The following is a 12,078-nucleotide window of genomic DNA, read 5'->3' as shown; positions in this document are numbered from 1 at the left end:
CTTATTTGCACTGAAATCTATGGCAGAAAATAAGAAATACAATATCGAAGTTCGGGTTTGGATTGAAGAAACTGAGGGTGCCTTTCTTGGTATTGGTAAAGTCTGGCTTTTAGAAAATATTCGAAAAACTGGTTCGATTACAAATGCTGCTAAAGAAATGAAAATGGCGTATCGACAAGCCTGGCAATTAGTTGAAGAAATGAATCAGCGTGCAGAAAGTCCGCTTGTTGAAAAACTATTGGGCGGAAAAGGCGGTGGCGGCGCACGATTGACAGAAGCCGGAGAAAGAGCGATAACCATTTTTTACGAACTCGAAAAACGCATCAAAGATTTTGCTGAAAAGGAAACTCAAAATCTGAAATTTTAATTTAAAGAAATCAATTCGCAGAGTTTATTTTTAATCTCGCAAAGACGCTAAGTCGCAAAGAGAATAATTTTTAATCTTAAAAAAGAAAAAAAACTTTGCGCCTTTGCGTCTTTGCGAGATTAATAAAACCCAAAACTCGACCGAACTGACGATAAAGATAGTTTAGAAGATGGTGTCAACACGCCGGAATTTAATGTAAACGGAACTTTACTGGCCCAAAACGTCTGGAAAAATCTTAGCACAAGTGCTACAGCGCGTTATCAAAACAATTTTGATTATGTTTCTTTTTTAGTCAGCGGGACTGTTCCTGCTTATTGGTCAATGGATGCACAAATCAATTATAATTTCAAAAAAACTGGCCTTACTACAAAATTAGGCGGAACAAATATTTTAAATAAACCTTATACTTCAATTCTTGGCGGGCCGTCAATTGGCGGATTGTATTATTTATCTTTAGTTTGGGAAACCAGTAAAATTTAATATTTAACCGCAAAGTTCGCTAAACTTTGTGTTCATAAAGCTTAGCGAACTTTGCTTTTTTTTTGCCACAGATTAAAAGGTTTTTTTTTAATCTGTGTGAATCCTTTTAATCTGTGGCTATTCACAAAGCTTATCAACACAAAGCTTTGCGAACTTTGTATTTTTATAAAACAATACCTTTAAAATAACTTTGTGAACTTTGCGTTACTATTTTTTAGCCACAGATTAAAAGGATTCACACAGATTTTGAAATCATTTTAATCCTTTAATCTGTGGCTATTCTCTTTTAACTTTGCGAACCTTGCGAAAACCTTGCTCACTTTGCGGTTAAATAAAAACTTTTATTCAATATCAAATCGTACATTTATAGTATAAAAGTTTGTTATTAACTTTAAATAAAGAAATTCTTTATTATTTTTACCACATAATTTAAGTATCTATGAGTTCTAATTTTGATAAATTTCAAAAACGCAGGTTAATTTCCTCTTATTTTTCGGTTGTATTAAGTGTATTCTTGGTTTTATTCCTTTTGGGAGTACTGGGATTATTCATTATCAATTCTAAAAAACTGGCAGATGATTTTAAAGAAAAAATCGCCATGACGGTTTTCTTTAAAAACGAAGCGAATGACAGTATTATCAAGGCATTTGATTCAGAATTAAAAAGAGCTCCTTTTGCGCTTTCTTATGTTTATGTAACCAAAGAAAAAGCAGCAAAAGAACATACTGATATTATTGGAGAAGACTTCCTGACATTTTTGGGCGAAAATCCATTATTGAATTCATACGACATTCACTTAAAAGCTGATTATGTTGAAAGGGACAGTATTTCTAAAATAGAAAGTGCATTACGTCAAAACACTATGATTGAAGACATTGTTTACGACAAACAATTAGTAAATCTGGTAAACGACAATATTAAAAAAGTAAGTATGTGGATTTTGATTATCAGCGGTTTCCTTACTGTAATTGCTGTTTTATTAATCAATAGTTCCCTTCGTTTATCAATCCATTCCAACCGTTTTATTATTAAAACCATGCAAATGGTGGGCGCTACAAAATCGTTTATACGTAAACCTTTTGTAACACGCAGCGTAAAATTAGGAATGCTTGGCGCTTTATTGGCAATTATCGCCTTAATTGGACTTTTATTCTATGTAGAAACTAATTTCCCTGGTTTAGGAATTTTAGAAGATAAAGCTTTAATTGGATTGGTTTTATTGGCCGTTTTCGGATTAGGGGTTTTAATTACTTGGGTAAGTACACACTTTGCAACACAGCGTTTCCTTAATTTAAGAACTGACGATCTTTATTAATTTTAGATTTTAGATTGCAGATTTTAGATTTGAAAAGGCCTTCGACTTCGCTCAGGCTGACAAATAAATAAAAATGTCCTTGATTATTCAGGGCAACAAAATATAAAAAATGAAGAACAACAATATTAAAGAAGAACAACAGCAAAAACAGGAATTCCTTTTTGACGGCATCAATTACAAAATTTTATTAGTTGGTATTGGCGTTATTGCATTAGGATTTATTTTAATGTCAGGCGGTGGAAGTGATAATCCGAATGTTTTTAATGAGGATGTTTTTAGTTTTAGACGTATTCGTTTAGCTCCAACCACTGTTTTAATTGGTTTTGGAATCACGATTTATTCTATTTTCAAAAAATCTAAATAAATCAGGTTTATAGATTTCAATTAAACCTTTGAGCGCAGCGAAAGGAAGAATCTGAAATCTAAAATCTAAAATCTAAAATTTCTAATGAACACATTACAAGCTATCGTTCTTGCCATTATTGAAGGAATTACAGAATTTTTACCTGTTTCTTCAACTGGACACATGATTATTGCCTCTTCTTTTTTTGGAATCGCACACGAAGATTTCACTAAACTTTTCACGATTGTTATTCAGCTTGGTGCTATACTTTCGGTTGTTGTTTTATACTTTAAACGTTTCTTTCAAACGCTTGATTTTTACTTTAAACTTTTAGTTGCTTTTATTCCAGCCGTAGTTTTAGGATTATTGCTAAGTGACTTTATTGATGGTTTATTAGAAAACCCGGTTACGGTTGCAGTTTCTCTTTTAATTGGAGGATTAATTTTATTGAAAGTTGACGAATGGTTCAACAACCCAAATACTGCTGAAACTTCACAAGAAATCACCTATTTACAAGCTCTTAAAATTGGATTATTTCAATGTATTGCGATGATTCCCGGAGTTTCACGAAGCGGCGCCAGTATTGTGGGCGGAATGTCTCAAAAATTATCAAGAACAACGGCTGCCGAATTCTCGTTTTTTCTTGCAGTTCCAACTATGCTGGGCGCAACAGTAAAAAAATGTTACGATTATTACAAAGCTGGATTTGAATTATCTCACGATCAAATCAACATATTAGTTATTGGAAATATAGTTGCTTTTATCGTGGCTCTTTTGGCTATTAAAACCTTTATTGGATTTTTGACTAAAAATGGTTTTAAAGTTTTTGGTTATTACCGAATTCTTGCCGGAATCATCTTATTGCTGATTCACTTTTTCATTCACCCGCTTACCATTATATAATGACACCCGAAGAATATTTAAACGGACAGGTTTTATTGATAGACAAACCTTTAAAATGGAGTTCGTTTCAAGCGGTCAATAAATTAAAATACCTTTTAATTAATAAAGTCGGACTTCCAAAAAAGTTCAAAATTGGACATGCCGGAACTTTAGATCCGTTAGCATCCGGTCTTTTATTAATTTGCACCGGAAAATTTACCAAAAGAATTTCTGAACTTCAGGGTCAGGCAAAAGAATATACGGGAACGTTTTATATTGGAGCCACTACTCCATCATATGATTTAGAAACCGAAATCGATCAAACTTTCCCAACGAAACATATCGATGAAGCTTTAATTCACGAAACGGTGAAACAATTTTTAGGCGAAATCGACCAGAAACCGCCTATTTTTTCGGCTATTAAAAAAGATGGTGTTCGCTTATATGAACATGCGCGTGCCGGAGAATCTATAGAGATTGAAAGCAGAAAAACTACGATTCATGAATTTGAAATTACACGAATTGCGCTGCCTGAAATTGATTTTAGAGTAGTTTGCAGTAAAGGAACCTATATTCGCTCTCTGGCTTACGATTTTGGAAAAGCAATGAATTCCGGTTCGCATTTAACTGTTTTACGCCGAACAAAGATTGGTGACTATGACGTAAAAAATGCGATTGATATTACGTTGTTTGAAGAAAGTCTTACTTCATAAAAAACAAGAAGCACATTACATATAAATATTGTAATGTGCCTACTCCTAAAATAATGTTACTCCATACTTATTGCTTAATCAATAGTGAGGAACATTTCTTTGTCCTCCGAATAAATATCTGGAGAAAAAATCATAAAACCTTTCGAATAACTTTTTCATAATAGTGCATTTTTAATTGTTAGTAGAAAATAGACACCAATAAAAAGAGTAAATCAAAAAATATATAATAGAAGTGGGATTGGTTATAGCAAGATACAAAATTTTCTAATAAAAAAACTATTTTCTTACATTTTTTAAAAACATTATAACATTTACTATCAACACTTTACCACCAAAGGGTTTCAGACAAGTATTACAAAAGTAATCAACATTAAAGTCGGTTATATTTGATCTTTTCCATGATTTCGACCAGCTCTTCCTGCACAGAAAGTCCTTTATCTGCGAGATACCATAATTGTAAATCGGTTTTAATTTTTTCATCAATTGGTCCGACATCTCTTTTATGAATCGCCATTAATTCTGCTGCGCCTTTTGGTCTTGGTCCCCAATCGGCACGAACAATTCCGGCTTCTTTGCAGATCACAATTATTTTCGGAATCGCTCTTCCGCCGTTTGTCAAATATTGATTCATCAATTCGTCGTTTTCATCACGAAGTACAATTCGAAGATCAATTTTTTTATTAGATCCGTGCGCCATTTTATCTAAAATGGGAAGAATCTGTGCCGCATCTCCGCACCAGCCTTCAGAAATTACAAGCCAGATATAATGATTATCCAGATGCTGGAGTTTTGAAATAACATCTTCGGAGATTTTGATTGTTTTTTCTAATCGATTCATTCTGGCTTCGTTCAATTTGGAATAATTAGTCAGACTTTCAGACTGTTCGCTTCCTGTTGATTTTCCTTCAGATAATAAATCAGTAACTAATTTTCGATATTCAGCATAGGAATGACTGTTGAATAATGCTTTGGCTACAGTACTTTTCATAGAGGTTTATTTTGCTTACTATAAAATTACGGATTTTAAAAACAACCTCGAATGACTTTTATCACATTCAAAAGAAAAAATCAAAAAAGCCGTTATAAAATTAAATCTCAAGTACAATTAATTTTTTATCAACATTATTTTTAAAAATCAGAATATGTCTATATTTGCACAAATTAACGCAACACGAAATATGAAATATAAAAGAATTCTTCTAAAACTTAGCGGTGAGGCCTTAATGGGTGATTTACAATACGGAATTGACCCAAAAAGATTAGCCGAATATGCAGATGAAATTAAACAGATCCATGCAAAGGGAGTAGAAATTGCAATCGTTATTGGAGGAGGAAATATTTTTAGAGGCGTTGCCGGTGCCAGCTCAGGAATGGACCGAGTACAAGGTGATTATATGGGAATGCTTGCTACTGTTATTAACGGAATGGCTTTGCAGGGCGCACTTGAAGACAAGGGAATGAAAACGCGTTTGCAGACTGCTTTAAAAATGGAATCTATTGCAGAACCTTATATTAAAAGAAGAGCAGATCGCCACTTAGAAAAAGGAAGAATTGTTATTTTTGGTGCCGGAACCGGAAACCCATATTTTACAACTGATACTGCAGCGGTTTTAAGAGGAATCGAAATCAATGCTGACGTGATCTTAAAAGGAACCCGCGTTGATGGTGTTTACGATTCTGATCCTGAAAAAAATGCTTCGGCTGTAAAATTTGATTTTATCTCGTTTGATGATGTTCTTAAAAAAGGACTAAATGTAATGGATACAACAGCTTTTACTTTAAGCCAGGAAAATAAATTGCCAATTGTTGTTTTTGATATGAACAAAATTGGAAACCTTTTGAAAATCTGCGAAGGAGAAAACATCGGAACTGTAGTAAATATATAAGTCCCAGTAACAGTTTACAGTCGCAACGGCTTAAACTGAAAACTGAGACTGAGAAACTGAAAACTAAAAAAAATGACTGAAGAAATCGATTTTATATTAGAAAGTACTGAAGAATCTATGAACGGTTCTATTGCACATTTAGAGAAAGAATTTCTAAACATTCGTGCAGGAAAAGCTTCTCCGGCTATGCTTGGAGGTGTTTTTGTTGATTATTACGGATCTGCAACGCCACTTTCTCAAGTGTCGAAAATCAGTGTTCCTGATGCAAGAACAATTACTTTGCAGCCTTTCGAAAAAAACATGTTACAAGCCATTGAAAAAGCAATTTTAATTGCGAATATTGGTTTTAACCCAATGAATAACGGAGACGTTATCATTATCAGCGTTCCGCCTTTAACAGAAGAGCGTCGTCGTGATTTAGCAAAACAAGCTAAATCTGAAGCTGAAGATGCAAAAATTGGTATTCGTAACTCTCGTAAAGACGCAAATACTGACATTAAAAAATTAGAAAAAGAAGGAACTTCAGAAGATATCTGTAAATCTGCAGAAGAAGAAGTTCAAAACTTAACAAACACTTATATTAAAAAAATTGATGAATTATTAGCTGCAAAAGAAGCTGAAATCATGAAGGTTTAAGTATTTGATACTGAAATTCAAAAATCCGTCTGGTAAAATTATCAGACGGATTTTTTTATTCTTATTTTTGCATACCAAAATTGAATTCTTTCCGTTTTTGAATCTATATAATTCTCTATGAGGCTATTTTGTTTTTTGACTTTATTATTCACGCTTAGTATTCAGGCGCAATTTCAAATAAGCGGAATTGTAACAGATTCAAACAACAAGCCACTTCCCTTTGCGACTATTAAAACTTTTGATAATAGCAACACAATTACGGATGTTGACGGGAAATTTACTTTTAAAACTTTTACACAATCCGAAAATTTTATTGTTTCCTATATTGGTTTTCAAACTAAAACTATTGCTATAGTAGAAAACAAAAAGTTTTATTCTGTTTCATTATCTCAAAAAACAGATGATTTAAAAGAAGTTATTGTTTCTAATGAAAATCCGGCTTTAACGATTATCAAAAAAGTTATTGCCAATAAAAACAATAATAATCCGCAGAAAAAATTAAGCAGTTTTGAGTATAAAACCTATAATAAACTTATTGTTACTGCCAATCCGGATTCAATTGACGGGAGAATAGATTCTTCTGCCGTTTATAAAGACTTTAATAAAAAGAAAATCAACATCGATTCCTCTGATTATAAATTCAAAGAAATAATAAGCAAACAGCATTTATTTCAAACCGAAAAAGTTTCACAATATCAATTCGGAAATAATAAACTTAAAGAAACGGTTCTGGGAACCAAAATAGCCGGTTTTAAAAATCCTATTTATGAAGTTATCGCTTTCAATTTACAGTCTATTTCGATTTACGATAACAAATATGAGCTTTTCGAAACTAAATACGAAAATCCTATTTCAAACACAGCTCCTGGAACCTACAATTACAAATTACTGGATACCGTAAACATAAAAGGACGTGAAACCTTTATGATTTACTTTAAAAATAAACACAAACGAAGAACATCAGGCTTAGAAGGTGTGTTGTATATCGACTCGCAAAATTTTGCTATTGCAAAAGCTGTAATGCGCATAAAAGGCGTTTTGGACATCAGCGGTATTCACGAATTTGATTATGTACCAAATGAAAAAGTATGGTTTCAAAGTAATACGACTTTTAAAATTGTAAAAGGTAAAAATGACGATGATATTAAAATTCTGGGCGGAACGATTCAGTTTGACGGAGATGTTGCCGAAGATTTTGAACCTAGAAAAAAAGCCGCTTCCGATTTCACCTATTTACTTTCTGAAAGTAATAATTTTGATATTCATTACAATACCGAAACTCCAATAAAAAACCCATCTCTTTATATTGAAATTAAAGACGATGCAAGCAAAAAACCGGAAGAATTCTGGAATCAGTACCGTAAAGAAGCTTTAGACCAAAAAAGCCAGAAAACGTATCAATTATTAGATAGTTTATCCGTTAATAAAAGAATTGAAAAACGTTTAGGATTAGGTCGAAAAATCATTAATGGCTATATTCCAATTGGCCCTGTTGATTTAGATTTAAAGAAAATTATTAGTTACAACAATTACGAAGGTTTTCGGTTAGGTCTTGGAGGCATTACAAATGATAAATTTTCTAAAGATTTTAGAATTGAAGGCTATACGGCATACGGTACAAAAGACGGTGTTGTTAAATACAATTTAGGAGCTGGTGTTTTATTAGACCAAAATACGAACACTTGGTTAAACGGATCATATACAGATGATGTTCGGGAAATTGCGAGTACCGTTTTTGCTGTTGACAAACGTGTATTTAAAATTTATGACCCTAGACCAATTAACATTAGTACTTTCTACAAATACACTAGTTGGAAAGCAAATGTGCAAACGAAAATTATTCCGAAGACAGAAGCCGTTCTGGAACTATCCCGAACGTATGTTGAGCCTAAATTCGATTATCTTTTTAATTACAACGGTCAGCTGTATTCAAGTTTTATTATGACAACCGCAATGGTTTCTATTGTTTGGGCGCCTTTCAGCGACTTTATGCAGACTCCAACAGGAAGAACTGAATCTGATAAAAGATTCCCTCGATTTACTTTTCAGTATACACAATCGCTGCCAAATGTTTTAGATAATGATTTTAGTTTCGGAAAAATAGATTTCAAAACGGAGTACGAAAAGAAATATCTAAACGGTCAAAAAACAAGTCTGCTTTTACAGGGAGGTCATGCAATAGGTGATGTTCCGATTACGCATTTATATAATACCATGCCGAATAACCTTACTAAGGAAACTATTATTCAGCGTATAACTTTTGCCGGAAGAAACAGTTTTGAAACTATGTTTTTTAATGAATTTTTCTCCAGTCAATATGTGTTTTTCCAAATCAAACATGGTTTTGATAGAATTAAAATCATGAAAAAAGTACGTCCTTCATTGGTTTTAGTTACCAGAATGGCGTGGGGAAATATGGAAAAACCAGAACAGCATGTTGGCCCGACTTATAAAACATTAGATAAAGGTTTCTTCGAATCAGGAATTGAATTAAATAAAATCTACAAAGGTTTTGGTCTCGGCGGATTCTATCGTTATGGTCCGAATCAATTACCTGAATTTGATGATAATATTGCGGTTAAGATTTCTTATGTTCTTGATTTGGGATTATAAATTTTAAATTCCAAATCTTAAAATTCCAAATTCCAATTAGAGCGAGTTTAACCGCAAAGGTCACAAAGTTTTTTTTCGCAAAGTTTGCAAAGTTTATTAAGAAAACATGTTTTGATGAGAGCACAAAGCAGTTCTCATATTTTTGTCTTCCTGAGCGAAGTCGAAGGATCGTCTCGTAACTTCACAAAGTTTAATCTCAAATACAATTACAGACAAATTTTGTCATTTCGAGGAACGAGAAATCGCACTCGTAACTCTACACAGTATGTCGCCAATCTTTGTCGATTCTCGAGTGCGATTTCTCGTTCCTCGAAATGACAAAAGAGCTCACAAAAAAAAATCCCAAAACCCAATCATAAAAATTGGAATTTGGAATTTAAATATTGAAATTTTAAAACTACCTATGGCTTCAAAATCAGCACCGAAGGCGTATTATTCAGCCATGTACTTTGAGATTCAATCAACTTTTTCCAGCTGTCTAAACTTATAATCATTAAGTTCTGACTATCCAGAAAATCTTTTTTGATTGTTCTGTCGTGCATAATCATAATATGATTTGGTGCAATTTGCTCGATAGAACGAATCGTTTCCTGAATATCGCGTGTGTTTTTTACTTCTCCGCTGGCATCCAGAACTGTAATTTGCGAACCATTATTATTGATTAATTTTTTAGCAAAATCAATTAAAAAAGCATCTTCACGGCTAAAAATCGGCATGAATACCTGATTTACTTCTTCAAGATCTTTATCAATAAAAATACCAACCGGCATTTTGGTTTTTGCAAGAATATGACGCGTTCTTTCATCAAAAGGATTATTTTCAAATAAACCTTCTTTTCCGGTAAACTTGTCGATTAAACGATCCGGATTTACGATTCGGGTTGTAAAACCAAGAATTTTTCCAAGTAAAGTTCCATCAAAAATAGACTGTCCTAAACCAACCAATAGTAAATCATATTCTCCTTGGTTCGCTGCGTCAATGATATCGGTATCAATATCATTAGAAACTTTAAACAGACTGACCATATTTTGATTCAGTTTGTGCGATTCGTCAATAACCGGAACTAACATTTTACGTTCATGTTCTTTTATATCAAACGAATGTATTTCTGTACTTAAAGACAAATGCATCGCTGTTACGATCGAATTATCCTGCTGCTTCTTAACTAAACTATTGGCAATTTGCAACAGTTTTTTTCCTCTTTCAGGAGTTCCAAATGAAAGCAGTATTTTGTATTTACTTTTATTTCCAATTTCCTGCGGAATAGCGGTGATTTTATCTTTAAAAATAAACCCAATGAAGTCTAAGGCCGGACCTGTCATAAAAGTGGTTACCAATGCCATAATAACCATCATGGTAAAAATCTCTGTAGATAAAACACCAAGGTCATATCCAATATTTAAAACAACCAGTTCCATTAAACCTCTCGTATTCATTAAGGCTCCAATCGCCAGACTATCTTTCCAGTTTTGCCCCACAAATTTTGCTGCTAATGCGCTTCCAAAGAATTTTCCGGCCACGGCAACCGCTATAATTAATCCGGTAATTTTCCATAATCCGGGATCATTAAGCAAACCTATTTGTGTACGTAAACCTGTAAATACGAAGAATAATGGCAGTAATACAATTATCGCAACATCTTCTACTTTCTCAATAAATATATTTCTGAATTTATTGTTTTCCGGCATGATTGCTCCCGCTAAAAAAGCTCCGAATAAAGCATGAATTCCGATTAATTCAGCAGCGTATGCCGAAATTAAAAGTGTAATGAAGAAAATCGCAACAACTGGTTTGTTTAAACTTTCTCTTGTTGAATTTAAATCTCCAACACGTTTTAGAAACGGACGAACGATTTTCAACATTATAATTACATACAAAATTGCTAAACCAATTACATACAACGCGCTCGTGAAAGAACCTGCTTTTACAATAGCAATTACAACAGCCAGGATACACCAAGCCGTGATATCATCTGCAGCGGCACACGTTATGGCAATGGTTCCGAGTTTGGTTTTCTGCATACCTCTTTCCTGCACAATTCTGGCCAAAACCGGAAATGCAGTAATACTCATCGCAATTCCCATAAACAATCCGAAAGAAGCAAACTCCACACCAACCGGCGCAAAAGTATGATATATATAATATGCTAAGCTTAATCCTAATGCAAACGGAATTACAATACTGGCGTGACTAATAACAACGGCATCGTGTGCTTTGTTTTTTAGCACTTTTAAATCCAGTTCCATTCCAATAACGAACATGAAAAGAATTAAACCAATCTGACTTAAAAATTGTAAGTTCCCTAAGGATTCTTTTGGAAACAACGCTGCAGAAAATTCAGGGAAATACATCCCAACTAAAGACGGCCCAAGAACAATTCCGGCGATCATTTCACCAATTACAGACGGTTGTCCAATTTTTCTAAAAAACCACCCAAACAAACGTGCCACTAAAATAATAGTCACGATCTGTGCCAGTAAAATAGCTAATGGATGCTGTAAATTTTCAACCATTGAATGAAGAAAATCATTCCAATGATTACTTTCGATTTTTTTCTTAATGATATTACGGCCTACTTCTAATGCAGCGCCTTTTGAAATTACCCAATATATCAGAGCGGTAAAACCTCCAATAATGGTTACGTAGAATAAGGAGTTCTTAATGTTATTCATAACTCGTTCTTTTAATTATTGCCGCAAATATCAGAAGTGGGCTTCAAGTGGAAAAGTAAATTTACACCTAATTTTCAATGTATGTAACAAGTCGGAAAAACTTTGTAATAAGTTAAAAGCAACATCGAAAAAGCATTGTCATCCTGAGCGAAGTCGAAGGCCTATGGAACT

At 33.5% G+C, this 12,078-nt stretch carries 11 protein-coding genes; 9 read left to right on the top strand and 2 right to left on the bottom strand.

Annotated features, from left to right (window positions below; genetic code table 11):
• Nucleotides 1–19: 19 nt before the first annotated feature.
• From ACODSB_RS02435 to truB, 6 genes are all read left to right on the top strand, one after another.
• The gene (locus ACODSB_RS02435; RefSeq protein ID WP_488935864.1) at nucleotides 20–367 is read left to right on the top strand and encodes a winged helix-turn-helix domain-containing protein; all 348 of its coding nucleotides are present in this window, start codon (nucleotides 20–22) and stop codon (nucleotides 365–367) included.
• Between the two features lie 321 nt (nucleotides 368–688).
• Nucleotides 689–847 (top strand): hypothetical protein, encoded by a 159-nt coding sequence (locus ACODSB_RS02430; RefSeq protein ID WP_180856882.1) that lies wholly within the window; start codon nucleotides 689–691, stop codon nucleotides 845–847.
• A 439-nt stretch (nucleotides 848–1,286) separates the two neighbouring features.
• A complete protein-coding gene (locus ACODSB_RS02425; protein WP_053472464.1) occupies nucleotides 1,287–2,162 on the top strand; it encodes a cell division protein FtsX in 876 nt (291 codons plus the stop codon).
• A 109-nt stretch (nucleotides 2,163–2,271) separates the two neighbouring features.
• Nucleotides 2,272–2,526, top strand: a complete 255-nt coding sequence (locus ACODSB_RS02420) for a DUF3098 domain-containing protein (protein WP_053472463.1) — start codon at nucleotides 2,272–2,274, stop codon at nucleotides 2,524–2,526.
• Between the two features lie 84 nt (nucleotides 2,527–2,610).
• Complete coding sequence (locus ACODSB_RS02415) at nucleotides 2,611–3,408, top strand: undecaprenyl-diphosphate phosphatase (protein ID WP_488935863.1); 798 nt, start codon at nucleotides 2,611–2,613, stop codon at nucleotides 3,406–3,408.
• Nucleotides 3,408–4,100: a tRNA pseudouridine(55) synthase TruB gene (gene truB, locus ACODSB_RS02410; RefSeq protein ID WP_488935862.1), complete on the top strand. Its 693-nt coding sequence runs from the start codon at nucleotides 3,408–3,410 to the stop codon at nucleotides 4,098–4,100. Before ACODSB_RS02415 ends, truB begins: the two co-directional genes overlap by 1 nt.
• A 370-nt stretch (nucleotides 4,101–4,470) precedes the next feature.
• Here the strand turns inward: truB and ACODSB_RS02405 are convergent, their stop codons facing one another.
• Complete coding sequence (locus ACODSB_RS02405) at nucleotides 4,471–5,088, bottom strand: thioredoxin family protein (protein ID WP_488935861.1); 618 nt, start codon at nucleotides 5,086–5,088, stop codon at nucleotides 4,471–4,473.
• A 190-nt stretch (nucleotides 5,089–5,278) separates the two neighbouring features.
• Here ACODSB_RS02405 and pyrH point away from each other — a divergent pair, with 190 nt between their 5' ends.
• From pyrH to ACODSB_RS02390, 3 genes are all read left to right on the top strand, one after another.
• Nucleotides 5,279–5,986: a UMP kinase gene (gene pyrH, locus ACODSB_RS02400; RefSeq protein WP_488935885.1), complete on the top strand. Its 708-nt coding sequence runs from the start codon at nucleotides 5,279–5,281 to the stop codon at nucleotides 5,984–5,986.
• Between the two features lie 72 nt (nucleotides 5,987–6,058).
• On the top strand, nucleotides 6,059–6,622 hold the full coding sequence (gene frr / locus ACODSB_RS02395; RefSeq protein ID WP_053472458.1) for a ribosome recycling factor: 564 nt from the start codon (nucleotides 6,059–6,061) through the stop codon (nucleotides 6,620–6,622).
• Between the two features lie 117 nt (nucleotides 6,623–6,739).
• A complete protein-coding gene (locus tag ACODSB_RS02390) occupies nucleotides 6,740–9,235 on the top strand; it encodes a DUF5686 family protein (protein WP_488935860.1) in 2,496 nt (831 codons plus the stop codon).
• Between the two features lie 401 nt (nucleotides 9,236–9,636).
• Here ACODSB_RS02390 and ACODSB_RS02385 read toward each other — a convergent pair whose 3' ends face one another.
• Nucleotides 9,637–11,907, bottom strand: a complete 2,271-nt coding sequence (locus tag ACODSB_RS02385; RefSeq protein WP_488935859.1) for a cation:proton antiporter — start codon at nucleotides 11,905–11,907, stop codon at nucleotides 9,637–9,639.
• Nucleotides 11,908–12,078 lie beyond the last annotated feature (171 nt).

The organism is Flavobacterium sp. FG68, from assembly GCF_057808895.1.
Note: the sequence above shows the minus strand (reverse complement) of the source record. Positions and strands in the feature narration are given on the sequence as shown.